The 26,368-nt window shown below is 46.2% G+C and carries 23 protein-coding genes; 6 read left to right on the forward strand and 17 right to left on the reverse strand.

What is annotated here, in order from left to right; genetic code table 11:
• Positions 1-293 precede the first annotated feature (293 nt).
• Entirely contained in the window at positions 294-881 is a 588-nt protein-coding gene (locus BLHYD_RS14550; RefSeq protein ID WP_005951176.1) for a TetR/AcrR family transcriptional regulator, read from the forward strand.
• A complete protein-coding gene (locus tag BLHYD_RS14555; RefSeq protein WP_005951174.1) occupies positions 862-1,782 on the forward strand; it encodes an alpha/beta fold hydrolase in 921 nt (306 codons plus the stop codon). Before BLHYD_RS14550 ends, BLHYD_RS14555 begins: the two co-directional genes overlap by 20 nt.
• A 100-nt stretch (positions 1,783-1,882) precedes the next feature.
• Here the strand turns inward: BLHYD_RS14555 and BLHYD_RS14560 are convergent, their stop codons facing one another.
• The gene (locus BLHYD_RS14560) at positions 1,883-2,713 is read right to left on the reverse strand and encodes a carbon-nitrogen hydrolase family protein (protein ID WP_040350860.1); all 831 of its coding nucleotides are present in this window, start codon (positions 2,711-2,713) and stop codon (positions 1,883-1,885) included.
• Positions 2,714-3,381: 668 nt separating this feature from the next.
• Between BLHYD_RS14560 and BLHYD_RS14565 the strand changes: the two genes are divergently transcribed.
• Positions 3,382-3,804, forward strand: a complete 423-nt coding sequence (locus BLHYD_RS14565; RefSeq protein WP_005951166.1) for a DUF2000 domain-containing protein — start codon at positions 3,382-3,384, stop codon at positions 3,802-3,804.
• A 136-nt stretch (positions 3,805-3,940) separates the two neighbouring features.
• Here the strand turns inward: BLHYD_RS14565 and BLHYD_RS14570 are convergent, their stop codons facing one another.
• From BLHYD_RS14570 to argC, 4 genes are all read right to left on the reverse strand, one after another.
• Positions 3,941-5,131, reverse strand: coding sequence for an aspartate aminotransferase family protein (locus BLHYD_RS14570; protein ID WP_005951164.1), 1,191 nt, complete (start codon positions 5,129-5,131; stop codon positions 3,941-3,943).
• Positions 5,121-6,014, reverse strand: a complete 894-nt coding sequence (gene argB / locus BLHYD_RS14575) for an acetylglutamate kinase (RefSeq protein WP_005951162.1) — start codon at positions 6,012-6,014, stop codon at positions 5,121-5,123. The genes BLHYD_RS14570 and argB overlap by 11 nt, the downstream gene beginning before the upstream one ends.
• Positions 6,015-6,089: 75 nt before the next feature.
• Complete coding sequence (gene argJ, locus BLHYD_RS14580) at positions 6,090-7,313, reverse strand: bifunctional glutamate N-acetyltransferase/amino-acid acetyltransferase ArgJ (protein WP_040350859.1); 1,224 nt, start codon at positions 7,311-7,313, stop codon at positions 6,090-6,092.
• A gap of 20 nt (positions 7,314-7,333) precedes the next feature.
• Positions 7,334-8,374 carry an N-acetyl-gamma-glutamyl-phosphate reductase gene (gene argC / locus BLHYD_RS14585; protein ID WP_021844960.1) on the reverse strand — a complete coding sequence of 347 codons (1,041 nt, stop codon included), beginning with the start codon at positions 8,372-8,374 and terminating at the stop codon, positions 7,334-7,336.
• Between the two features lie 710 nt (positions 8,375-9,084).
• On the opposite strand from argC, the gene BLHYD_RS14590 reads away from it, so the two are divergent.
• Entirely contained in the window at positions 9,085-10,314 is a 1,230-nt protein-coding gene (locus BLHYD_RS14590; protein WP_005951154.1) for an argininosuccinate synthase, read from the forward strand.
• 145 nt (positions 10,315-10,459) lie between these two features.
• On the opposite strand, the gene BLHYD_RS14595 is transcribed toward BLHYD_RS14590, so the two are convergent.
• From BLHYD_RS14595 to BLHYD_RS14630, 8 genes are all read right to left on the reverse strand, one after another.
• Complete coding sequence (locus BLHYD_RS14595) at positions 10,460-11,212, reverse strand: SH3 domain-containing protein (protein WP_021844958.1); 753 nt, start codon at positions 11,210-11,212, stop codon at positions 10,460-10,462.
• Positions 11,213-11,393: 181 nt separating this feature from the next.
• A complete protein-coding gene (locus tag BLHYD_RS14600) occupies positions 11,394-11,711 on the reverse strand; it encodes an AzlD domain-containing protein (RefSeq protein WP_005951150.1) in 318 nt (105 codons plus the stop codon).
• Complete coding sequence (locus BLHYD_RS14605; RefSeq protein WP_040350857.1) at positions 11,701-12,423, reverse strand: AzlC family ABC transporter permease; 723 nt, start codon at positions 12,421-12,423, stop codon at positions 11,701-11,703. Before BLHYD_RS14605 ends, BLHYD_RS14600 begins: the two co-directional genes overlap by 11 nt.
• Positions 12,424-12,715: 292 nt before the next feature.
• Complete coding sequence (xylB, locus tag BLHYD_RS14610) at positions 12,716-14,188, reverse strand: xylulokinase (RefSeq protein WP_005951146.1); 1,473 nt, start codon at positions 14,186-14,188, stop codon at positions 12,716-12,718.
• 8 nt (positions 14,189-14,196) lie between these two features.
• The gene (locus BLHYD_RS14615) at positions 14,197-15,246 is read right to left on the reverse strand and encodes an NAD(P)-dependent alcohol dehydrogenase (RefSeq protein ID WP_021844954.1); all 1,050 of its coding nucleotides are present in this window, start codon (positions 15,244-15,246) and stop codon (positions 14,197-14,199) included.
• Positions 15,247-15,380: 134 nt separating this feature from the next.
• Positions 15,381-16,454, reverse strand: a complete 1,074-nt coding sequence (locus BLHYD_RS14620) for a sugar ABC transporter substrate-binding protein (RefSeq protein WP_005951142.1) — start codon at positions 16,452-16,454, stop codon at positions 15,381-15,383.
• Between the two features lie 59 nt (positions 16,455-16,513).
• The gene (locus tag BLHYD_RS14625; RefSeq protein WP_021844953.1) at positions 16,514-17,494 is read right to left on the reverse strand and encodes an ABC transporter permease; all 981 of its coding nucleotides are present in this window, start codon (positions 17,492-17,494) and stop codon (positions 16,514-16,516) included.
• A 10-nt stretch (positions 17,495-17,504) separates the two neighbouring features.
• A complete protein-coding gene (locus tag BLHYD_RS14630) occupies positions 17,505-19,004 on the reverse strand; it encodes a sugar ABC transporter ATP-binding protein (protein WP_005951137.1) in 1,500 nt (499 codons plus the stop codon).
• Between the two features lie 350 nt (positions 19,005-19,354).
• Here BLHYD_RS14630 and BLHYD_RS14635 point away from each other — a divergent pair, with 350 nt between their 5' ends.
• The gene (locus BLHYD_RS14635) at positions 19,355-20,470 is read left to right on the forward strand and encodes an ROK family transcriptional regulator (RefSeq protein WP_005951134.1); all 1,116 of its coding nucleotides are present in this window, start codon (positions 19,355-19,357) and stop codon (positions 20,468-20,470) included.
• A gap of 105 nt (positions 20,471-20,575) precedes the next feature.
• Here BLHYD_RS14635 and BLHYD_RS14640 read toward each other — a convergent pair whose 3' ends face one another.
• The 4 genes from BLHYD_RS14640 to BLHYD_RS14655 all read right to left on the reverse strand — a co-directional run bounded on the left by BLHYD_RS14640 (position 20,576) and on the right by BLHYD_RS14655 (position 25,153).
• Positions 20,576-22,579, reverse strand: coding sequence for an ABC transporter permease (locus tag BLHYD_RS14640; protein ID WP_005951132.1), 2,004 nt, complete (start codon positions 22,577-22,579; stop codon positions 20,576-20,578).
• Positions 22,572-23,339, reverse strand: coding sequence for an ABC transporter ATP-binding protein (locus BLHYD_RS14645; RefSeq protein ID WP_005951130.1), 768 nt, complete (start codon positions 23,337-23,339; stop codon positions 22,572-22,574). Before BLHYD_RS14645 ends, BLHYD_RS14640 begins: the two co-directional genes overlap by 8 nt.
• A gap of 141 nt (positions 23,340-23,480) precedes the next feature.
• On the reverse strand, positions 23,481-24,482 hold the full coding sequence (locus BLHYD_RS14650) for a sensor histidine kinase (RefSeq protein WP_005951128.1): 1,002 nt from the start codon (positions 24,480-24,482) through the stop codon (positions 23,481-23,483).
• Positions 24,482-25,153 carry a response regulator transcription factor gene (locus BLHYD_RS14655; protein WP_005951126.1) on the reverse strand — a complete coding sequence of 224 codons (672 nt, stop codon included), beginning with the start codon at positions 25,151-25,153 and terminating at the stop codon, positions 24,482-24,484. Before BLHYD_RS14655 ends, BLHYD_RS14650 begins: the two co-directional genes overlap by 1 nt.
• 398 nt (positions 25,154-25,551) lie before the next feature.
• Here BLHYD_RS14655 and BLHYD_RS14660 point away from each other — a divergent pair, with 398 nt between their 5' ends.
• On the forward strand, positions 25,552-26,361 hold the full coding sequence (locus BLHYD_RS14660; protein ID WP_021844950.1) for an amidohydrolase family protein: 810 nt from the start codon (positions 25,552-25,554) through the stop codon (positions 26,359-26,361).
• Positions 26,362-26,368: the final 7 nt, after the last annotated feature.

A 26,368-nucleotide genomic window follows, 5' to 3' on the forward strand; every position in this document is an offset into this window, starting at 1 on the left:
TGTAACGCATAGAACCCAAATTATGACGGGTAGGATTAAAAACCTTTTCACCCCAGAAAACGTTGTCTATTCTCTTGTTTACCGTAACCTTCAACAAGTCAAATTCAAGACTTACTCGCGAGCCTTGGCGCGGGATTCAGATCGGCATTCGCCGACATCATTCATCTTTGAATCCCTGCGCATCCTCGCGGAGCGTTTATCAGAGGGGGATTGACACCTATCTGATAAACAAGTACAATAAGAAACATAAGTTGCGCAACAATAGTTTTTTAAACATAGGAAAGAGAAGGACCATGCCGCCTAAATTCAAGTTTACAAGAGAACAAATCATAACTGCCGCTTTAGATGTCACGAGAAAAAATGGGATTGCAGGATTAACCGCAAGAGGTTTAGCGGCAGAACTTGGCTCGTCCTCTAAGCCTATCTTTGGCTTATTTCAAAATATGGAAGAAGTACAAAACGAGGTCCTATCTGCCGCATATATGCTGTATCATTCCTATATCCAAAAAGGTATGACAGACGGGAAATACCCGCCTTATAAAGCAAGCGGTATCGCATATATTCAGTTTGCAAAAGAAGAAAAGGAACTATTCAAACTGCTTTTTATGCGTGACAGAACAGGGGAAAAGATAGAAGAAAACCGTGAAGAAATGCGTCCAATGCTAAATCTCATTATGAAAAATTTAGGTATTGATGAGGATAAAGCATACTTTTTTCATTTGGAACTATGGCTGTATGTTCACGGTATCGCGACAATGATAGCAACCAATTATCTTGAATGGGATATTGAATTTATTGACAAGGCACTTACCGACGCTTATCAGGGATTAAAAAATCATTATGCAGCAAGGAGTACTAATAATGAAAGAAAAAATTTATGAAAATCAAGGTATACGATTGAAATACTATGAAGTTGAAAACCGTTTTCAGCCTTTGGTTTTCATTCACGCTCAAGGTGTAGATGGACAGAGCTATGCGAATGTAGCTAAACAGCTTTCAAAAAAATTTCATATCTATTCCGTTGACTGTTACGGTCACGGCGGCAGCCTGCATAATCCCGAAGAATATAATATAAAATCTATCAGTCATGCGATAATAGATTTTATTGAAAATGAAATCGGTCAAAAGGTGTGGCTGCTGGGACATTCTTCCGGTGGTTTGATTGCCGCATATATTGCCGCAGAAACAGAACTTTGTGAAATGCTGATATTAGAAGACCCTCCTTTTTTCGCTTCTCAGGGAGAACGCAGAAAAAGTACCTTCAATTATATTGACCTATCAACAGTATGTCATACATACATTTCACAGGAAGAAAAAAGTGACTTTGTACTTTACTATTTTTGCAATCAATACGCATGGAATTTATTCCCTGAACATTCGAGAGATAAAGTAAAAGGCAAATTAGTAAAAATGGCGGCAGCCTATCGCACAAAGCACCCTTCAAAAGATTTGAAAGTACTGTTTTGGCCGAAGGCCGCATTAGCAGGTTTTCAGGGTATGAATCATTATGATCCTCTATTCGGAGAGGCATTTTATACCGACAGTTTTCATTGTGGAATTCTGCATGAAGATATTTTGAGAAAAATTAGCTGTAAAACAATTTTTATGAAAGCCCAAACAAATATCAACTCTGACGGAATATTGATGGCTGCGTTAAATGACGATGATTCGAAAAGAGTTTCGGAGCTAATTGGCAACTGCAAAATCGTTCGTTTTGATTGTGGACATGGTATCCATATTGAAAAGCCAAAAGAATTTGTGAAATACCTATTAAACTTATAAGAACGTAAAAGGCAAACATTGTAGAGACAACGATATAAACTCAAATATGTATACCGCCGCTATGGATAACATCATAACGGCGGTTTTTCGTATCAACCGACTATCTCCGTCCCCGGAGCTGATACAAATCCAGCCGACGGCTGGACAAAAGTGGCAGGTCTCGGCGGATGCGGTCAATCTCATCCAGGTTCAGTTCCTGAACCAGACACCCCTCCTTCTCGTCTAACTGTGCCTGCACCTCCCCCCAAGGATTCACAACGATGGAATGTCCCCAGGAAGTATAGCTGCTCTTCTCATCTCTGGCTGGCGCCGTCCCCAACATATACACCTGGTTATCCAAAGCTCTGGCCCTAAAGGAAAGTTCCCAATGAGCGGGCCCTGTGGTCATGTTGAAAGCCCCAGGAATCAAAATCAGCCTCGCGCCCTCCTGCGCCATCAATCTTGACAGCTCCGGGAAACGTATATCAAAACAGATGCAGATTCCCATCCTGCCGAACTCCGTATCAAACACGGTTATGGCATCCCCTGCCGTCAGTGTGTCTGACTCCTTAAAATACTGACCTCCCGTCACATTGATATCGAACAAGTGCATTTTCCTATGCTTTGCGATCTGTCTTCCCTGTCGGTCAAAGACATAGGCCGTGTTGTACACCTTTCCTTCTTCATCCACCTCCGGGACAGACCCAGCTGCTAGATAAATCCCTTCCTCCTTCGCCATGCAGCTTAGAGCCTGCCAGCTCTCACCACCCTGCGGCTCCGCGTAGACCGGAAACTGGTCGGTCTGATACGGACAGTTAAACATCTCCGGCAGCGTTACCAAATCCGGCTTTTCCGCCCGAAGCGCCCGCAGCTTTTCTCGAACCACAGACAGATTTTCCTCTTTTTTCTCAGACACATGGGTCTGAAGCAACGCGACTTTTATTGAGTTCATCCAAACACCTCCATATTTCATCTTCCCTCTCCCGCCCTGACCGAAAAGAGCTCTTTGGTTGTTAAAAATATCATACCAAAATGAAGATATTTTACAAGACATTTTACCCTAGAACCACTAAAATAAAAAGGAATCCTGCGGAACATTTACGTTATATAATAAAGGAAGGTAAACATGAAAAAAATGCGCACTGTCTGCCGCGATAGATAATGATCTTTAGAAGCCTATTGCTTCCAGGGCGTCATCCAGCCTTTTCCCGATCATTTTCATGAACACTATGTCATTGGTTATATGGAAAATGGAGAGCGTGCTCTCTTGTGAAAATTTAGAATCTCTTCTCAAGACCAGAGAAGTCAAACTGTCCTGTGGCTTTATCCGCAGCCAATACGCAGAACATATCTATCTGGAACAGATGGATCATTTCGCTGGATTAAGCAAGTCCACTCTCCGGCGGGCCTTTACAAATACAAAGGAAATCCCCCCTATCGTAATCTATTGTCTGTCCACGTCGCAAAAGCCAAAAAGCTACTGAAACAAGGAGTCACACCTGCTGCCGCGATACAGACAGGCTTCTCAGATCAGAGTCATTTTACAAATACCTTCCACACATTTATCGGCCGAGTCCCAGGTATGTACCAAGATATTTTCGAGAAAGTGAGTGAAAAGAAATGAATCCTAAAAATGAAAAATGTGTCATGATTATCAACCAAAATCTACCCGCCGGCGTAGCTGCCAACACTGCCGCTATCATGGGAATCTCCCTGGGCAAACAAAAACCCCAGATTGTGGGTCCAGATGTGGCAGACAAAAACGGGCGCTACCGCCCTGGAATCATAGAATTCCCAGTTCCTATTCTCAAAGGCTCCTCTGAAAACATGCAGGAGATTTATCGAAAACTTCTGCTCCCGGAATTCTCATCCCTTACTGCCATAGACTTTACAGATCTGGCCCAGGGCTGCAAAACCTACGAGGAGTTCATAGAAAAAATGTCCAAATCCCCCGTAGATTCTCTTCAATACCTAGGACTGACTCTGTGCGGCCCAAAGAAAAAAGTAAACAAACTGACCGGGAATCTGCCCCTTTTGAGATGAACAACAAAGCCACAGCAAATGCCTACCTGTACAAGCACATCAGCCGCTTGCGAGTTTATCGCACATGACAAGCCGCGGGACAGGAAAATATCTCTTCCTCTGTCCCGCGGTTTTCTCTCTTTATAAAATGTCTACCCTATTCCAGACTCTTCTTTAATTTTTCTATCATCTCATCCACATGCTCTGTCGTAATCACCAACGGCGGCACCAGACGCAGCACGTCGCTTCCGGCGCTGATGACCAACAAGCCATTTTCCAGAGCCCGATTAATCACCTCACCCACAGGTCTGTCCTGGATCACCAGCCCTTGCATGAAACCTTTTCCACGCCGTCCAGCCACACAGTCATAGTTATCCACAATCTCATCCAGTTTTCCTTCCAGATACGGGGTCAGCTCCTGCACATGAGCTAAGATCATATCTCTCTCAAAGATCTGAAACACCTTGCTGACTGCCGCGCAAACCAGGGGATTTCCTCCATAAGTAGTGCCATGGTCTCCCGGCTCCAAAGACGACTTCGCCAGTTTTTCATTCAACACGAATGCCCCTACCGGCACGCCGCTTCCCAAGGCTTTTGCACAGGTCATCACGTCCGGCTTTACGCCGTAGCCTTGCCACGCGAAATAATGTCCGGTCCTTCCCATTCCGCACTGAATCTCATCAAAAATCAGCACAATATCTTTCTCATCACAGATTTGACGCAGCCCTTCCAAAAACTCCTGATCTGCCGGATAAATCCCCCCCTCGCCTTGGACTACCTCTGTGATAATAGCGCAGGTCCTGTCTGTGATCTGGGCTTTCACGCTCTCCAGATCGTTAAAATTCGCAAACCTGACACCTCCCATCAGCGGTTCAAACGGCTCCCGGTAATGAGCAGTTCCAGTCACTGCCAAAGCTCCGATGCTCCTGCCGTGGAAAGAATGGTTCATGGCAATGATCTCATGTCCCGCATGGCCGTCTCTTGTATAGGCATACTTTTTCGCCGCCTTCAGCGCTCCTTCAATGGCCTCCGTACCACTGTTGGTAAAAAAAACCTTACTCATACGGCTGGCCAGTACCAGCTTGGCACCGGCCTCGATGACCGGTTCATTGTAGTACAGATTCGATACATGCATCAGCTTGTCTATCTGTTCTTTCAGCGCCTCATCGTAGCCTGGGTAGTGATATCCCAACGCATTTACGGCGATTCCCGCTGCAAAATCCAGGTATTTTTTCCCCTCTACATCGTACAGATAAACGCCCTCGCCCCGGTCCAAAACCACCGGAAAACGGTTATAGGTATGCAGAATGTTAACCTCTGACTCTTCCATTAGATTCTCAGTTCTCATGATAATATTTCTCCCCGTCTTCTCTTAAAATCGCAGTTCCAATTCCTTTGTTCGTAAAGATCTCCAACAGCAGGCTGTGCGGGATTCTTCCGTCCAGAATGTGCACCCGGTTTACCCCGTTTTCAATGGCGTCAATGCAGTTCTTAATTTTCGGTATCATTCCACCGCCCACATAGCCGTCCGAGATCAGCTTCTCGGCCTCATGCACATGAAGCTCCGAGATTAACGTGCTCGGGTCATTGACATCCCTGCACACGCCTTCAATGTCGGACAGAAATGCCAGTTTTTCTGCGTGCACTGCCTCGGCAATCGCACAAGCGGCATCATCTGCATTGATATTGTAGGTCTTAAACTCCTCATCTGTTCCCACCGGAAAAACAATAGGCAGAAAATCCTTTTCCAACAGATCATAGAGAATCTTAGGATTAACCTGGGTCACCTCTCCCACATAGCCGATGTCCTGTCCGTCGGAGTATTTCTTCTCCACTTGCAGAAGGCCTCCGTCCTTTCCGCTGATTCCCACTGCCTTAATTCCCAGGGACTGCACCAGTGTTACTAATTCCTTGTTCACCTTTGCAAGCACCATCTCTGCCAGCTCCATGGTGGCTTCATCTGTAACACGCAGTCCATTGATAAATCGCGGTTCCATTCCAACTTTTCCTACCCAACGGCTGATCTCCTTTCCGCCGCCGTGGACGATGATCGGCTTAAAGCCTACCAGTTTCAGAAGCACCACATCCTTAATCACATTTTCCTTCAGCTCCTGGTCAATCATCGCACTGCCGCCGTACTTTACAACTACAATCTTTCTGTTAAAACGCTGTATATAGGGCAATGCCTCAATAAGTACTTCAGCCTTATCCAGATATTTTTGATTTACCATTTTTCTTTCCTCTCTCCTTATGGACCACTCTTTTATAAATTCAAATTCCGCATAGTCCGAATATTATTCGCCGTACTAGGAACGGTAATCCGCATTGATCTTCACATAGTCATAGGTCAGATCACAGCCCCAGGCTGTAGCCATACAGTCGCCCATCTTGATGTCCGCCACCGCAGTAACCACCTCCTCTGACAGAATCTTCGTAGCTTCCTCTTCACTATAGTCCAAAGCCACTCCATTTTCGATAATCTGTATCCTACCCGCCGTACTCTCAAAGAAAAGATCCACCTTCTCAGGGTCAAACTGCGCCCCAGAATATCCCATGGCACACAGAATCCTTCCCCAGTTTGCATCATGTCCATAGATCGCCGCCTTCGTCAGATTGGAAGTCACCACAGACTTACTCAACACTGCCGCCTGTTCCTTGCTTTTCGCGCCGATGATCTTCACCTCAAAGAGAGCAGTTGCTCCTTCTCCGTCTCCGGCAATACATTTCGCCAGATAGGTGTTGACTTCATTGAGAGCCTCCAGAAACTTCTCATAGTCTTCTCCCTTTTCCACAATCTTCTCGTTCTGAGCCAAGCCATTAGCCAGCAGAAGCACTGTATCATTGGTGGAAGTATCCCCATCCACAGAGACCATATTATAAGTGTCCCGGACACTAGAACTGAGCGCCTGCTGAAGCAGGTCTTTGTCAATCGCCGCATCTGTGGTGACGAAACTTAACATGGTACACATATTCGGATGAATCATTCCGGAACCCTTGCACATACCGCCGATCACGACTTCTTTTCCTCCAATTTCCACGGACACCGCAATCTCCTTTTTTCTGGTATCTGTGGTCATAATCGCTTCAGCCGCCGCGGTACCTGCTACCAGACTGTTGTCCAGCTTCGTCGCCATCGCGCGCACTCCCGCCTCTAATTTCCCCATAGGAAGCTGCTGACCGATCACTCCTGTGGAAGCCACCAACACGCTGTACTTCTCAATATTCAAGCACTCGCCCGCGGCCTGGGCAGTCTTCTCACAGTAATTATATCCTTCAGTCCCTGTACAGGCGTTGGCGATTCCACTGTTGCAGACTATTGCCTGAGCAGTGGGGTAATCGTATACGATCTTCCTGTCCCATTTCACAGGTGCCGCTTTCACCACATTTGTAGTGAATGTCCCTGCCGCCACACAGGGAACCTCGCTGTAAATCATCGCCATATCCATAGAACCGTTTTTCTTAATCCCGGCTGCTGTGGAGGCAGCCAAAAAGCCTTTTGCCGCCGTCACTCCGCCTTCTGTTTTTTTCATGCTCATTCTTCCTCTCCTGTCTACGGGCACATGGGAATCTGATATAGTCCCTCCGCCTCGTTTAAGCCAAACATCAGGTTCATATTCTGTACTGCCTGCCCGGCAGCACCTTTTACCACATTATCCAAAGCCCCCATCATAATGACACGTTTTGTCCTTGGATCAATCTTGAAATTCACATCTACATAGTTGCTGCCCTCCACCCATTTTGTCTGAGGGCAAATATCTTTGTCCATCACACGGACGAACTGCTCTTTCTCATAATACTTGTCATAGGCCGCCCTGACCTCTTCGTAAGTCACATCCTTCGTTAAAGACGCATAGGCTGTAACCAGAATTCCCCGGTTCATAGGCACCAGATGAGGGGTGAAATTAATCAAAACCTCTTTGCCGCAGGCGTACCCCAGCTGGTCTTCGATCTCCGGCGTGTGACGGTGGGAAGCCACCCCATATGCCTTGATATTTTCATTGACTTCACAGTACAGATTGTCCACCTTCGCTCCTCTGCCTGCCCCGGAGGTCCCTGACTTCGCGTCGATGATGATGGTATTCGGGTCGATCAGCCCTTCCTTTAGCAACGGATAAATGGACAGCGTCGAACAGGTGGGATAACAGCCTGGATTCGCGATCAGCCGGGCCTTCTTAATCTCCTCCCGATTAATCTCGCACAGACCGTAGACCGCTTCCTCCACAAACTGTGGGGATTTGTGTTCCATTCCATACCACTGCTCGTACTTTTTCACATCTTTAATTCTGAAATCCGCGCTCAAATCCACGACCTTAGCCTGCGATAAAATTCCTTCATTGATTAATGAAGCGCACAGACCCTGGGGAGTCGCCGTAAAGATCACATCCACCTGTCTCGCCAACTCCTCCATATTGTCATCCAAACATTTCTCATCAATCAGCTGAAAAAAGTTCTGATAAATTCCCGCGTATTTCTGACCCACATAACTTCTCGAGCCCAACCATTTGATCTCCACCTGACTGTGTCCCAGCAAAAGCCGAACCAGTTCTGAACCTGCATAGCCAGTTGCTCCGATAATTCCTGCTTTTATCATAATCTTTCTCCTCATTTCTTTTTCCGTCCGTCCGGATACAGAACCTTTTGCGCCCCTTCGTTCTGTAAGCCGTCCTCTTTTTTCTTCTTATCATAGTACATCCCTGCGCATTCGTAAAGAGCCAGATGGAACAAAGTGGACAAGCCTACTTCAACTCCTCCATCCCCTCAATCTTTGAGGGCGCAGTCCCACTTTGCGCGCCGCCGCAACACCGCCTTGCGGTGCACTACCTTATTGCGGCGTGCGCATCCCTAACGGAGCGTTTCTGTAATAGGAAAGGGATTTCACGCATTAGCGTGACAAGGTCTTTCCTATTACAAAACAAAGTGGACATGCCTACTTCAACTTTACCCTTTAATCTTGAAAGATACATTCTACTTTGCGCGCCACTGCGATAACACAAAATGGCTTCCTCTCTGTCTCTGTATATTCCTGCGTTAAGTGTGTATAATTATACATCCAGTCCGAATATTATGCAAGTACTTTTTCTCTTTGCCAGGTCCTCCTTTATTTCCTATCAATATTACTGTCTATTTTCCTGTATCCTGGACTTATTTGCTGGCCTTCCTCCCAGTGCACAAACTGATTCTGTGACATTTCTTTTTATATTTTTTCATTTTCCTATTGCATATTTATTAGAAATGTTGTATATTAACTTGGAACCTGATTTTCAAAGATAATAAAAACAGTCATTGAGGAGGACTATAGACATGAAAGAAAAAGTAATTTTGGCATATTCCGGTGGCCTGGACACTACCGCCATCATCCCATGGTTAAAGGAAAACTTTGACTACGAAGTAATTTGCTGCTGCATTGACTGCGGCCAGGGCGAAGAGTTAGATGGATTGGAGGAGCGCGCAAAGCTTTCCGGCGCTTCTAAATTATACATTGAAAATATTATTGATGAATTCTGCGACGATTACATCATGCCTTGCGTAAAAGCAGGTGCCGTATACGAGAACAAATACCTACTGGGAACTTCCATGGCACGCCCGGTAATCGCAAAAAAGCTGGTGGAAATCGCCAGAAAAGAAGGGGCTTCTGCCATCTGCCACGGTGCGACCGGAAAGGGAAACGATCAAATTCGTTTTGAGTTGGGTATTAAAGCTCTGGCTCCGGACCTGAAAATTATCGCTCCATGGCGTATGACCGACGTTTGGACCATGCAATCCCGTGAAGATGAAATCGAATACTGCAAACAGCATGGAATCAATCTGCCGTTCTCCGCAGACAACAGCTACAGCCGTGACCGTAACCTGTGGCACATCAGCCATGAGGGACTGGAGCTGGAAGATCCAGCTCAGGAACCAAACTACGATCATCTGCTGGTTCTGGGTGTTTCCCCGGAGAAAGCTCCTGACGAGGCAGAGTACGTGACCATGACTTTTGAGGCTGGTGTTCCAAAAACTCTGAACGGCAAAGCAATGAAAGTCTCTGAAATCATCACTGAGTTGAACAAGCTGGGTGGAAAACACGGCATCGGCATCGTAGATATCGTAGAAAACCGTGTGGTTGGAATGAAATCCCGCGGCGTCTACGAGACTCCTGGTGGAACGATTCTGATGGAAGCCCATGACCAGCTGGAAGAACTTGTTTTGGACCGCGCTACCATGGAAGTGAAAAAAGACATGGGAAATAAGATGGCTCAGATCGTATATGAAGGAAAATGGTTCACTCCTCTGCGCGAGGCAGTTCAAGCTTTTGTGGAGTCCACTCAGAAATATGTAACCGGAGAAGTAAAATTCAAACTCTATAAAGGCAACATCATCAAAGCTGGAACCTCCTCTCCGTACAGCCTGTACAGTGAGTCTTTGGCCTCCTTCACCACCGGAGACCTCTACGATCATCACGACGCTTCTGGTTTCATAACTTTATTCGGACTGCCGTTGAAAGTGCGTGCTATGAAGATGGCGGAAGTGGAAGCCAATAAAGAAAAATAAATCGGATAGGGGAAGATCTTCTTCCCTATCCGCTACAGTTCGTACTAGACGCGTGCCACCGGCAAGCGGTGCTGCATGCCGGACTTATCGCGCAAACAGGGGTCGGTGTAACTTACCAAGTCACACCGACCCCTGAAATTTTTGTTTACTGAACCTCTATGATCTTGCCTGTGTCGTAATAGAAAATTGTGGCGGATTCTCCCACACTGGTACCATTGGTATTCAGTCCTTCCTGAGCATAGGTGATCGTCTCGCCGTCAACATCTGAGACAATCGTAATTGTGTTGCCCGATACACTGACTACCTTTCCAGTATCCGCATAGATCGGTGTTCCCTGGGCATCCGTATTCCCAGTGGCATGGGCTGACCAATTACTGCTCGGTCCGTAGGGAACCCCATTCTCGTCCACATTTGCTGTACTGGTCGCAGGCGTTGTGCTGCTCTGAGCGTTTTGCTCTGTACCAGAAGCCGCAGATGTATTGTTCTGAGCAGTATCTGCTGTGCCCTCCGGCGCAGTCTGCGTAATGTACTCTTCCTTCACATAACCATCGGCGCCATCCAGTTGAATACGCACCCATCCATCTTTTGGATTATCCAGCGCAGTCACACTTTCTCCTGGCTGCAAAGACCCCACGATCTCTCCGTCTGTGGCTGCGCTCGCGCGCACATTCACATTATCGTTAGCATAGACCGTCTTATTCGCCAGCTCAGGTACAGGTGTCGGCGTAGGTGTAGGTGTCGCTGTCACCTTGGGCTTAGGTGTCGGTGACGGTGTAGGCGTCGCTGTCACCACTTCAGCAGGTTCCAGTTCATCGTTCTTTCCAAAACCACAGGCAGTCATAGACACTGCCAGAGTAACCACTATCAAACTCCCCAAAATTTTCTTGGATTTGTTCATACTAAATTCTCCCTTTGTCATGATAAGCAAATGCGTTCGGAAAAAATCACTCTCTCCTTGCGCAAATCAAAGCAGATCAAAGACCCACCATGTTACCCGCCTACCTGTATATTATACCATACTCCCACACACTTTGGCTAGTACCAGGAAATTACACGCTCTCAAACTTCCCTTCCATTCCTCACCCGAACAGCCCTATCACTCTCTCCGTGATAAAAACTGCCACACAAGCACAGGCTGCCACTGTAAGAAGACTCTTTTCCCTATAAGCCGCCGCCAAAGCTACCGCAAATCCCACAAATGCTGACCAGATACTAGAAGTAGCCGATAAAATCGCCGGAAACGTCATGGCAGCGAGACAGGCATACGGCACATAAAACAAAAAAGAACGTATAAACGGACTGGTAATCTCTTTTTTCACCAGTGCCAGCGGAAGCATACGAATCAGATAAGTCACTCCCGCCATTACAAAAATCATCAGATAAATATTATTCTCCACCTGCCGTTCCCTCCTTCTTCTCTTGAATCGGATTCAACCATGCGGCGATTCCTGCCGTCATCACTGTAGTGATAATAACGATTAAGCTTGAAGAAATCTGTCTATGCAAGGGCAGATAAGATAGCAGAGTGCTCATCGCCATCGCTCCCACAACCACTTCCAGAACTGCTGAATTCTTCTTACACGGCGGAATAATCACCGCCAAAAACATTCCATAGATTGCCACACTCAGAGCGCTGACTACAAAATCCGGCAAAAGATTTCCTGAAATTGCTCCCACCAATGTCCCCAAAGTCCAGCCTGGAATCGCTACTGCCATCGCCCCATAATTATACCAAGGGCTTACTGCCCCTTCCTGACTAGCACTCACACCAAAAATTTCATCCGTCACACCAAAAGCCACCAGATATCGATGCCCCCACGCTGCTTTTCTATCCAACTTTTGGGATAGTGAAAAAGACATCAGACAATATCTCAGATTGATAATCAGCTGCGTCAAAGCCATCTCATAATAGGTTCCCCCTGTGACAATGAGATTCAAACCAGCAAACTGCCCGGCGGAAGTCAGATTCGTCAGAGATATCAACACTGCCTGTCCAATATTCAGTCCCGCGGATACCGCCATCATCCCAAAAGTAAAGGCTACTGCAAAGTAACCCAGCGCGATAGGGATTCCATCTTTTAGTCCTCTCTGAAATGCTCTCTTTTCCATAGTTCCCTGTTCTTCCCTCTCAAAAAAGTATTCAATATCGTTAAGACCACTCTTCTGCGCGGCCTGCCGACCTAAAAAATTGTAACATCGAAACAAAAGATATTCAAGTGGGAAGACCAAAAGAAAAGACATGCCAGCCCTCACCAACATGTCTCAGTTTCTTCTCTGTTTCGAATTTTATCTGTCTGTACCACCTTCAGCCGATCGGATAGACAAAGATTCCCTTCTCTATCCGGCTCGATACCACAGCCAGTTCACAGCATTGTTATTCGCAGTCCATTACCCGACAAATTTAAGCTTCCAATGTCTGGTACAATGCTTTCACTGCTGGATAAATCTCTCGAAACTTCTGGTATCTCTCCTCGTACTTCTGAACCAACTCTGGCTCCGGTTCCACAGTCCCTGCAACTTTCACCAGATTCTCAGCAGCAGAGGCGACATCTGGATACTCCCCGCAGCCTACGGCTGCCAGCATCGCCGCCCCTAGAGCCGGTCCTTCTTCATTCTCCAGAAGTTCCAGTTTTAAGTTCATCACATTTGCAATAATCCTGCGCCAGAGAGGACTCTTCGCACCACCTCCGCAAATTCGACTGCTGCTGATATGATTTCCCAGACTCCGAGCTACTTCTAGGGAATCTCTCAGTGCAAAAGCCACTCCCTCCAATACGGCCTGCGTCATATCCTCCCGGGTCGTGTCCATAGACATCCCCAGAAACAGCGCTCTGGCCCTCGGATCATTGTGAGGAGAACGCTCTCCCATCAGATAGGGCAGGTAAAACACCCGGTTCTCGCCTAGCCTCCGTATTTTTGACTGTTCACCTGCAAAATCTGTAGTCTTTAGAATCTGCTCCTCCCACCATTTATTGCAGGATGCCGCGCTCAGCATACAGCCCATGAGATGGTAATGGCCGTCCGCATGTCCAAACGAATGGAGCGCATTGTGCTCATCAACACCAAAGCTTTTGCTGGACACAAAAATAGTCCCAGACGTTCCCAGAGATAAATTGCATCTGCTATCTCCGACAGTACCTGTCCCGACAGCAGCAGCAGCATTATCTCCCGCTCCGGCAATCACCTTTACCGCGCCGGACAGTCCCAACTCTTTGGCTGTCTCTGCTCTGAGTGTGCCAACCACCTCGTAACTCTCATATACTCTCGGCAGCATCTTTTCTGTCACTGAACAAATTTGGAGCATCTGCTGCGACCACTGACGTTTTTTCACATCCAGAAGTAAAGTTCCAGACGCATCGGAAACCTCTGTACAGAAGCTTCCCGTCAGCCTATATGCCAGATAATCCTTGGGCAGCATAATCTTAGCAATTCTCCTGAAGTTCTCCGGTTCATGCTTTTTCATCCACAAAATCTTTGGAGCGGTAAACCCTGCAAACGCGATGTTGGCCGTGTATTCTGACAACTTTTCTTTCCCAATGACCTCGTTTAGATAGTCGGTCTCCTCAAAAGACCGCCCGTCATTCCACAAAATTGCCGGACGTATCACGTGGTCCTGCTCATCCAGTGTCACCAGCCCGTGCATCTGTCCACCGAAGCTGATACCCGCCACCTGACTTTTATCTGTGTCCAAGAGTAGTTCCCGGATGCCCTCCATCGTCTGGGTATACCAATCTTCCGGCTGCTGTTCCGACCAGCCCGGCTGTGGAAAATACAGCGGGTACTCTCTTGAAACAATCTTTTTTATCTGTCCCTTCCCATCCATCAGCAAAAGTTTTACCGCAGATGTCCCGAGATCTACTCCGATATATAACATAACTCCTCCTATTCTACTTTTATCACAGCTTTCACCAGGTCGGTCTTATTGTTCACCGCCTCGTCAAATGCCTCCTGAATATGCTCCAAATCGAACTCATGAGTGACGATGCTCTTCACATCGATGGCTCCGCTAGCAACTGCCGATATTGCCTTCGGATAGATATTGCGGTAGCGGAAAACAGATTTGATGGAAGCCTCTTTATCCATAATTTGAGCAAAATTATAATTGATCTCCTCCTGAGCAGAAATCCCCACCAGTGTAATAGTTCCGCCCCTTCTTACCAAGAATGGAGTCTGTGCTATGGTCACCGCAGATCCTGCTGTCTCAAACACCACATCACCGCCTCTGCCACCTGTCAGCCTCTCCACTTCCTGGAACACATCTTTTTCCTTACTGTTGATCACTGCAGTGGCCCCCAGCTCTTTCGCCTTTTCCAGGCGGGCATCCACCAAGTCCACGACAATCATCTGTCCGGCTCCATGGGCCTTGCACGCCAGCAGCGTCACCAGACCGATACAACCTGCTCCCAAAATCACTACGGTATCACCCGTCTGCACCTCGCCTTGATTCGCTGCATAAAAGCCCACGGACAGTGGCTCGATCAGACACCCCTCCAGAGTCGACATATTTTCTGGCAGCTTAAAGCACATATCCTCTGGGAATGCAATGTACTGTTCATAGCACCCCTGAACCGGCGGCGTGGCCAAAAACACGACATCTGGACACAGATTATAGTGCCCGCTCTTGCAGAACTCACATTTGCCGCAAGTAATGCCAGGCTCCAAAGCAACCCGGTCTCCCACCTTCAAATCCGTTACCTCTTTCCCGACTTCTACGACAGTACCTGCGCACTCATGGCCCAGCATGAAATCCTCTGATAAGTCCACCTTATACGCACCGCAGCAGCCGTGATGAAAATAATGTACATCCGAACCACAGATTCCCACATACTCGATCTTCACTAAAACCTGCTTTCCTTCCGCCTTCGGCACAGGAATCTCTTTGAGTATCATCTTATCTATTCCCTGCATATAAGCGCCTTTTTGCATTTTCATCATTCTATCATTCTCCTTTCTTCTTTTCCAGTCTTTTGTTTTCACTATTGAGGATGCCCGGCAAGTCTTCTCTCGCCGGGCATCTATACTACATATTAGATATCAAATCTTACCACCAAGACTCGGCGATCCCATTATTCTGCCGCGAGAGTACCGTCATCTGAGATTTCTCCATTGTCCACATAGATCTGAATATATTCTTCTACGTTGTCTGCATTGATCTCCGGTGCGTCTACATAGTCATTGACTTCTGTTATTTCCATCTCACCGTTCAATACTTTCTCCGCGTATTCCATATTCTTCTCGGCCAGTTCAGAAGCTGACTGAAGCGCAGTGGAAGTCAAAAGTCCTTCTTTAATCAACAAGCAGCCCTGTGCGGTTCCATCCACACCATAAGCCAGGAAGCTCGCCTTGCCATCTTTGATATAGTCACTGTCACCGCGAATTGCCTCGATTGCTCCAGCAGCCATGTTATCGTTCATAGAGATAATCGCGTCAATATGTTTTCCGGCTTGGACCCAGGATTCCATCAATGTCATCGCCTCATCGCTGTTCCAGTTTGCATAATCTTCATAGAGAATGTTGACATCATCCCGTTTGTCAAAGAAATAGGTATCCCATGCCTCGCGACGTTTCTCTGCGTGATAGTTCCCGGATGGCCCACGCAACACCACCACATTCGCATTTTCTGGAATCTCTTCCACCGCACGTTCTGCACTCACCTGAGCCTGAGCTACCGGGTCTGCATCCACGGTACCCGTCCCTTCCATCACAGAGTCATCATCGCTTCCGTCCAGGTCACTTTGATGTGTGGTGGGGTTCGTAGTGATTACCGGAATACCTGCGTCTACCAGATTTTTCACATAAGGAGCCTGCGCAGCGTTGTTGTTAGATTGTACAATCACCAGATCGTATTGTTTTGTGATACAGTCTTCCAACAAACCATTTTCTGTGTTGTCATCTCCTTCACCGCTGACACAGGTCAGTTCAATGTCATCATAGCCTTCCGCAGCTTTCTTCATCTCCTCGGTCATCCAGGCTGCAAAAGTATCCGCGCTAGCTCGCGCCACAAAGCAGACTCTCTTCGCGTCACCTGAACCAGCCGCATCCGCATCCGTACTTGTCTCTGAACTGTTTCCTCCGCAAGCAGCCATTGACATTACCATCACAGCACCCAACAACACCGCACAAATTTTCCTGAATTTCATTTTGTTTCCTCCCTTTCATTTTTTATCACTGACACGCTCTTGCGTGCTCAATATGATCTTTAAGCCTTCTCTTCTTTTTTCTCATCTTTTACAATGACCTTCTGCGATTTTTTGGACTTGCTGACCACGTCAAAGGCCACAGCCAGTACAATGATAAAGCCTTCGATTACCTGCTGGATATATGGGTTCACTCCCACCAGATTCATGACATTCTCTAAAAATCCAATGATAAATGCTCCGGCAATGGTTCCACTGACAGTGCCGATTCCACCTGTAAAGGAAGTTCCTCCGACAATCGCCGCAGTAAGTCCAGTCATCTCATAGCCTACGGCTCCATTCGGAAGGCCCGCATTGTTACGTGCCATAAAGATCATTCCTGCAACGCCTACCAAAAGTCCATTGATAATATAGGACTTGTAAATACTCTTCTTAGAGTTAATACCACTGGCTTCCGCAGCGCTTCGGCTTCCACCGATCGCGTATAGTCCACGACCATAACGAGTATTGTTCACGATATACCAGATTACAATTGAGATACAGACAACAATGATGACCGGAACCGGAATCGGCCCAATCGTGCCCTGGCCGACTTTTACAAAATCACCCAACTGTAGAATATTCTGACCACCTGTATAATACAGAGCCAAACCCCTGGCCGCCTGCTGCATACCTAAGGTAGCAATAAAAGCCGGTACATTAAAATTCGCCACAAACAAGGCATTGATGAGGTTACACCCTACGGCCACCACCAGAGCAACCAGCACTGCCACGAACATAGATTGCGTACTCTTATAGGCTGAGACAGACAGTACACCGGCCAAAGCCAGCACCGAGCCTACAGACAAATCCAGAAAACCACTCACAATCAGAAGCATTTCCCCGTAGGCAATCAAGATTCCCACGCATAACTGGCGTGCTACATTAATTAGGTTACTGCTCTGAATGAAGTAAGGACTTATCAGACTACAGGCAATAAATAAAATTACAAGTACAATGTAAATACTAAATTTTTGTAAATAATGTGATGCTTTTGCGTTCATTTTTCCCCTCCTACTGTTGATTTCTAAGACCTGTCGCATACATCATGATTGTCTCTTGGGAGAATTCACTCTTGTCAATACAACCGCTGATTTTTCCCTGGCACATGATATAAATACGATCACACATTCCCAGCAGCTCTGGCAGCTCAGAAGATACCATAATCACCGCTTTGTTTTCTTTCACGATCTCCGTAATCAGCTTATAAATCTCAAACTTCGCTCCTACGTCAATTCCACGGGTCGGCTCATCCAGAATCATAATCTCCGGATTGCAGAGCATCCATCTGGCCAGAAGTACCTTCTGCTGATTTCCACCGGACAGCTTTGAGATCTCTGTCTCCATGGAGGGGGTCTTCACATTCATCTTCTGAAACATTTCCAGGACTTCCGTCTGTTCTTTTTTCTTATGTGTATAGCCACCGTATATGTAACGCTCCAAGCTGGCCAGACTCGCGTTCTCCTGTACACTTCTGACAGGCACGATTCCGTCGTCACGTCTGCTCTCCGATAGCATAATCAGTCCCTTATGTATGCTGTCCGCCACACTCTTAATGTTTACCTCTTGCCCGTCGATTTTCACGTTTCCAGATTCATGAGGGTCCAGCCCAAAAACAGCTCTCATTGTCTCCGTACGCCCGGCTCCCACCAGACCCGCAAATCCCACGATCTCTCCTTTGCGGGCATAGAAACTGACATCCTCAAACACACCTTTTTGAGAGTAATGCTCCACCTCTATCGCTTTCTCTCCGATCGTAACCTCTTCTTTCGGATAGACATTGGAGATCTTACGCCCAACCATGCGTGAAATCACTGTATCCAAATCTAAGTCTGCGGCCCTGTCTGTCGACACCACGCTCCCATCGCGCAAAACCGTGATATCGTCAGCAATCTTAAATACCTCCTCCATTTTGTGTGAGATGTAAATAATCGCCACACCTTTGGCTTTTAATTCCTCGATTTTTTTAAACAACTGCTGTACTTCTCTCTCTGTGATGGAAGAGGTGGGTTCGTCCATGATGATAATCTGTGCGTTATTGGTGACTGCCTTGATAATCTCCAGCATCTGGATATCAGACACTGTCAATGTCTTTAGCTTCTGTGTCGGAGAATACGGGAGACCTTCTTCCCTTAGAAATTGCTGTGCCTCTTTTCTCACCTGTTTCCAATTTACTTTCCCAAACTTATTCACTGGAAGACGACCCAAAAATAAATTTTCTTCCACTGACAATTCAGGAACATAGTTCAATTCCTGGGCAATCATGGAAATTCCCTTTTCTCTCGCCTGAATGGGATTCCTGATATCCACTGGTTTTTCATCAATAAAAATCTGTCCCTTGTCCGCCTTGTACAGCCCCATGATGATCTTCATCAACGTGGATTTACCCGCCCCATTCTCACCACACAGGGCATGCACGGTTCCTTTGCGAACTGAGAAATCAATGTTGCTCAGCGCCTTTACACCGGGAAAGGATTTCTCGATTCCAGCAACCCGCATCTTGATCTCATCCATATTCTACTCCTCCCTTTCTTTATTCTCCTGCTTTAGTAGTATTCTACCTCCCTCCCCAATCTTCTGTCAATTGTTTTATTTAAGTTTGTGGTATTTTACAATTTTTGTTTTTAATTTTTATGCATTATATACTATTTTATCTCTATTTTTCTGTAAATAATTATTTTTTTAACAATCATTTTTATAAATCATTTTATTTATCTTATCCTCTTATTACGGTGTGTCCCTTCTTAACGGAGCGTTTATCAAAAAACAGGTTGACGAATCCTAAGACTTACCGTATCTTGTAATTATAATAAATTCTTCGCACAATCACAAATTCCACGCGAAGAAGGAAGAGGTGAGTACATTTGAACTCCGAACAAGCAAAAACCAAGTTTTTCGGCAATATTTATCGTATTATCTACCAGGATAAGCACACATCCCGCCAAAACATCGCTAAAAAATCCGGCATCAGTCTTCCCACGATCGCTTCCAATTTAAACCGTCTCACTGACGCCGGGTTAATTCACACCGTGGGCTCTTTTCAGTCCACAGGAGGCAGAAAGCCCAATATCATAAGTTATGTTCCAGATGCCCGCTTTGCACTGGGAATCGACATCACTAAGAACCATTTATCAGAAGTCTTAATCGACCTGGATTTAAATATTATCGGCAGCAAAAGAATGTACCTGCCCTTTGAGGACTCAGAAGCTTATTTTCAAATTCTATCTTTTGAAATGCAGCAGTTATTAAATCAATATCTCATTGACCCATCCAAACTTTTGGGAGTCGGACTTTCTATGCCCGTCCATGTAATGAGAGACCAAAAGACGATCTCCTACGCCACCGTCGTTAATGTATCCGCGAACATCTATGAACGCCTGACCCCATACATTCCCTATCCTTTTCTCATCTTCAACGATGCTAATTCTGCCGGCTTAGCTGAGAGTTGGATATCTGGTTCTGAACAGCCAATGATCTACCTCTCCCTAAGCAACAGCGTGGGAGGCGCCAACATGAATGGAAAAGAGATCTACAAAGGTGTCAACTGTAGAGCCACCGAATTTGGACACATGTGTATTGTCCCCCATGGGCGTAAATGTTACTGCGGTCAACATGGCTGTCTCGACGCCTACTGCTCCGCAAAGCAACTATCTGACTTCACCAATGGAAATCTCGCAGAGTTCTTCCATTGTCTGAAAGAAAACAGTAATGTCGGTCTCCAAAGAATCTTTGACGACTACTTAAATCATCTAGCCCTCGCAGTCAATAACCTCCGCATGTGTTATGACTGCGACATTGTGCTTGGCGGCAATGTCGGCTCCTATATGGCAGACTATATCGAGCTCTTTCGTGAAAAAGCTCTCCGCCTAAACCCCTTTGAAAAAAACGGAGATTTTATCCGAATCTGCCATTATCGCACAGAAGCCTCCGCCGTAGGGGCTGCCGCCTATTACGTCAATGAATTCATTCAGAATCTGTAAAAAGTGTGCAAATTAATGGGACAAGATCTTTTCCATAACAAAGTGGGACACACCCCTCGATCTTTGAGGAGCGTGTCCCATTCTTTCATCTTCTATACAATTCCATTACTCTACAATTTTATAATAAACTCTCGCGGTAATCACATAAATAAGCACATACAAAACAGCAAACACCAGTGTCGTTCCAGCAGTACAGCCTGCGAATAGCCAGACATCACTCATATAGAAGACCTCCATCAATCTTCGTATCAGCTGAAAAGCCACCACGATATGACAGACCGCAGCAAACAGCGGTAGGAAGAAAACCATCAAAATCTGGCTTCGTATCGACTGCTGTACCTCTTTTTTATTCATTCCCACCTTCTGCATGATCTCATACCGTTCCCGGTCTTCATATCCTTCGGAGACCTGTTTGTAATAAATAATCAGCACGGTTCCCAGAAGGAAGAGACTGCCCAAAAACAATCCTAAAAATAACAGGCCGCCGTTGAGCTCCCAGGTTCTCTGCACATTTTCTTGCCGAGATGCCACCTGTACCAACCCCTCGTCACCGGAAAAACCTGACTGTACTGCCAGAGCTCTCAAAGCCTTCTCGATCTCCCTGCTTACGAGCCTCTCCTTTTGGGCTGAATCTCCAGTCAAGTCAACCCACAGATTACACTCCCAGTTGTTAATGTCCTTCCCTTCCTCCATTTTTTTTGCCTCTTCTATTTCGGCACAAGTGGTATCATTTCCTACTAGAATTACCGAAGGAACGATGTCTCCTAGTATCCCCCGGAAGGGAAAAGATTCCAGTTTTTGAACGGAATACGTTTTTCCACCCAGTATACAACGATCTTTGATACCGCTTTTTCTCGTCTCGTAGATCAGTACCTCCCCATTTTCCAGGGGTTTTCGTTCCTCCCCCGTGATGCGGCTGTACTCTTCCTGGGTAAAAAAATACAGAATTCCAATATTGTCCATCTGGACCGCCTGCTCCTGTCTCTCAAACTGGATCTCATCTCCATCCAGAATACAGTCATTGACCATATTTACCTGATATTGTATTTTCCCTTCCATGTTCTGAGATTCTAAAACTTGTTCTACGGTATCCGTAATCTGACTCTCCTGCCCTTTTTCAATTTCCTGAAACACTACATTGATCTGACTGGGATATTGAGACTTCAGAGAATTCTCTGTACCAAAGTACAGGCAGATTGTTGTGGAGATCATCAAAAGTACTCCCGTACTTAAGATACAGATGTTAGCCAGCCCCACCGCGTTTTGCTTCATACGGTAAATTAACCCGGACACGCTGGTAAAATGCCTCGTCTGATAATAGAATTTTTTCTTTCTCCGAAGAAGCTTCAAAAATACAATACTGCCGGAAGTAAACAAAAGATAAGTGCCCGCCATCACGAGCAACACTGCCACAAAAAACACATTCACAGCCTTCAACGGAGTTTTCGTCGTCCACGCTATATAGTAGCCTGCCACCAGACACACCAGGCCGATCACAGCCATCAACCATTTTCCCTTCGGCTCTTTTTCTCCCGCTTTGGACCCTTGAAGCAGCTCAATGGGATTGACCAGATGGATTTGCCTCAGATCATTGAGCAACGTCACCCCAAAAATAATTCCAAACAAGAAAAAGGTATGCAGAATCGCCTCTCCCGATATATAGAACCCAAACTGTACCGGCGCCTGAATCAGCCGAAGCAGCAGTAAAAACAGCAGTTTTCCGCCCAGAATACCCAGCAGAATTCCAGCTCCCAGGCTCATCGCCGCCGTCAGCAGCATCTCTAAGAGCATCATCCGCCGGATATGGCGTTTTTCCATTCCTAAGATATTGTAAAGTCCCAGCTCCTTTTTGCGCTGTCTCATCAGAAAGCCATTGCTGTAGACCAGAAAAATCACCGAAAACAGACCGATTACAATACTCCCAACTCCCAGGATTGTCCGAATCGTGACTCCGCCTCTCATATTTTCCAACTCTGGATTCAGACGCATAAAGTAGATCATATAGTACATGGCGATGGAGCAGATACAGGTCAGAAGATAGGGAATATAGATTTTTCGGTTTTTTACCAAATTCGTCACTGCCAACTGAAAGTAAATCCCTCTACGCATACTGTTCACCGCCTGTGGCTAAAATCGTAAGCGTATCGGAAATTCTCTGATACAGCTTCTGTTTCGTCATATCACCACGGTAAATCTGGTGAAAGACTTCCCCGTCTTTGATAAACAGCACGCGCCCCGCGTGGCTGGCAGCCGCAATGCTGTGAGTGACCATCAAAATGGTCTGCCCATCCTCGTTGATCTCCTGAAACAGTTCCAGTAATTCCCCGGCAGCTCTGGAATCCAAAGCTCCTGTGGGCTCGTCTGCCAGCACCAGCTTCGGCCCTGTAATAAGCGCTCTGGCAACTGCCGCCCTCTGCTTCTGTCCGCCCGATACTTCATAGGGATACTTATCCAAAATCTCAGAAATCCTCAGTTTCGCGGCAATCGGCCTAAGCTTTCGTTCCATCTCCTGGTAGTCCTCCCCTGCCAGAACCAACGGCAGAAAGATGTTATCCCTCAGATTAAAGGTGTCCAGCAGATTAAAATCCTGGAATACAAACCCCAGATTCTTTCTGCGAAAGGAGGATATCTCTTTTTCCCGGAGATTTACAATGTTCTTTCCCTCCAACAATACTTCTCCGCTTGTAGGCTTATCCAGAGAGGCCAGAATATTCAAAAGCGTAGTCTTCCCAGACCCGGATTCACCCATGATTGCCACGTATTCTCCTTGTTCCACTGAGAAGCTTACATTCTCTAATGCCTGAACTTTATTTTTTCCAAACCTGGTAGAATAAATCTTCTTCACATGATTGACTTCCAAAAATTCCATATTGAACCTTGCTGTAACCGCGGACTGTCCTGCAGTTACCTCCTCCTTTCTTTCCCTTCACATACTTCAGTGTATAGGGATATTATAGATTTTTTAGAGGAACTTCTGCCATAATTTTAGCTTACATTTTCCACAGAAACCTTACATCTGTGTAAGGTCAGCCCGCTCTAGCTTCAGATAAACCGCCGTACCTTCTCCGGGACATGACTCGATTCGTATCTCATGGGATAGTTTGTCCAAAATTTTCTTCACAAGATACAGTCCTATCCCCGTAGAACGCTTGTCTCTTCTCCCATTTCTTCCGGTAAAGCCACGCTCAAACACTCTGCTGATATCCTCCGGCGCTATCCCAATTCCGGTATCCCGAATCACCAGCGTCTTAGCCTCACTCTCAGCCATACAGATGGTGATCTTTCCTCTCGGAGTATATTTCAGCGCGTTGGAGAGAAGCTGCTCCAACACAAAGACCAGCCACTTCTCATCAGTCAGTACGGAAACATTTAAGGGTTCATACTCCAAAGTAATCCGTTGCAAGATAAACAACTTCTTATATTTTCGTACTGCCTGACGGACCAGCCCGTCCAGTTTGTACTGCCGAAAACTCAAATCTGAGCTCATGCTTTCACAACGCAAATATCCCAGAACCATCTCCACATACTGCTCAATCTTAAACAGTTCCATCTCTAACAGCACATGAGACTGCCCCTCTGACTGCATCAAAAGCCTCATAGCCGCGATGGGAGTTTTAATCTGATGTACCCACAACGTATAGTAATCCAGCAGCTCTTCTCTGTGCTTGGCATATTCGTTGGCTTGTCTTTGGCACTCTTGTCCAAGTTCCATCATCATTTTCTGATAGAGCTCTTCCCCAACACTTGCACTTTTGGGAAATTCCCTCGGCAATTCCGGTAGCATTTTTTGAAGCTGTGACAGCTGCCATATCTTTTTATAATACCCTACAAATCCCACTGCCAGTAAAACCACAGTCAGAACCAAGCATAACAGCAGGCCGTACACGACAGCTTCCAGCGGTTTTCCATACAGCACAAAAACCGTACAGAAAATTGCTAAAAAGGTCAGTAGTCCTCCTATCACAAATCTATTTTTCTTCAGATAATCCCACAAAATCCTTCCTGTACTCATCACGAAATCCGATACCCCAATCCTTTTTTGGTCAGTATAAAGTCAGCCAATCCAAAGCTTTCTAGTTTTCTGCGCAGCCTGGTCATGTTTACGGTCAATGTATTGTCATCTACAAAACTGTCATTTTCCCAGAGTCGGTTCATGATCGCATCTCTGGATACGATCTTTCCCTCATTCTCAAACAAAATCTGAAGAATCCGAAATTCATTTTTGGTCAGCTCCAAAACCTGTTCTTTAAAAGTAAGCGTGGAATTCCCCAAGTTCAACACCACACCTTTGTGCTCCATGAGATTTCCTGTCATTCCAAATGCATAGGTTCTGCGCAACATTGCCTGAACCTTTGCCACCAACACATCCAGGTCAAAGGGCTTTGCTATGAAATCGTCTGCCCCTCTGGTCATGGCCATCACAATATTCATATTATCTGGGGCCGAGGAGATAAAAATCACCGGAACCTGAGAATTTTTTCGTATCTCATCGCACCAGTGAAAACCATTGTAAAAGGGCAGCGATAAGTCCAGCAAAACCAGCTGAGGCGAAAACGCCACAAATTGCTGCATTACGTTCTGAAAATCCGAGACGCATTGAACCTCATAGCCCCAGGATTCCAAATGCTTATACATCGTCCTGGCAATCACCAGATCATCTTCCACAATCAAAATCTTATACATAATTTTCTCCTATTCATAAAGTGGGCAAGCCCGCTTCAACTCCTCCATTCCCTCGCTCTTGAGGGGTGCGCCCCACTTTACGTACCGACGCAACACTACAAAACAGGGAGTACATTCTGGAAACTCTCCCAACATTGTACTCCCAGTCTTATCTTATCAAAATTTGAGGCTTTTCACAAGGTCTTATTATCTGCCGTACTCTCCCATAGTAACAGTTCAGCCAGCGCCATTCGTAAAACAGCACTGCGTGCTTATCGTGGCTGACGCCACCGTTTTACTCATTCTGTAGATGCGTTTTTTATTCCCTAAAATATTGCCTGTCTCTCCTAATACCTGTATACTAAAATTGGTGTGTCTTTTTCACACCGGACACTTTACACATAAGAGGAGGCTATTGTATGATTATTGATTTTCATACCCACATTTTTCCAGATGCATTAGCTCCAAGAGTGATTCCTAACCTGACACATATCATCAGCGAGAACCCCAGCATGAACGGCACGATAAATGGACTTGTAGAATCCATGAGAACTTCCCACATAGATCTCTCCATAGTACTGCCCGTTGTCACAAAACCAAAACAGTTCCGCAGCATCACTCAATTCGCTCTGGAAGTAAACGAACGCTTTGAGCACACAAAGGGACCTCGCCTGCTCTCCTTTGCAGGCATCCACCCGGATACCTCTGATTACATGGGCGAGCTCAATACCATAAAGGAGCTGGGCTTTAAAGGTATTAAACTCCACCCCGACGATCAGAAGACATTGATTGACGACATCCGATACAAACGTATCATCTCCCGCGCCTGTGAGCTGGGGCTTATCATCACCATTCATTCCGGTTATGACTGTTCGTCTCCCTGTCCAGTCCATGCAGCCCCCAGAATTCTCGCCCGTATGTTAGACGATGTAAGACCTCAAAAAGTTATTCTCGCTCACATGGGTGGAAATATCTTCTATGATGAGGTGGAACGTACTTTGATCGGAAGAGATGTATACTTGGACACAGCTTTCACACTTCGCCATATCGAATCCGATCAGATGCTGCGCATGATTCGGAATCACAGTCCTAAAAAAGTGCTGTTCGGCTCTGATGCTCCATGGACAGACCAGAAAAAAGACCTGAGGACTTTTCAGGAACTGGAACTTACGCCCATGGAAAGAGAAGATATTCTCTATCGCAACGGCAGGCACCTGTTGAACATCTAAACACATG

The sequence above is a fragment of the Blautia hydrogenotrophica DSM 10507 genome, from assembly GCF_034356035.1.
In the GTDB taxonomy this organism is placed as follows: Bacteria; Bacillota; Clostridia; order Lachnospirales; family Lachnospiraceae; genus Blautia_A; species Blautia_A hydrogenotrophica.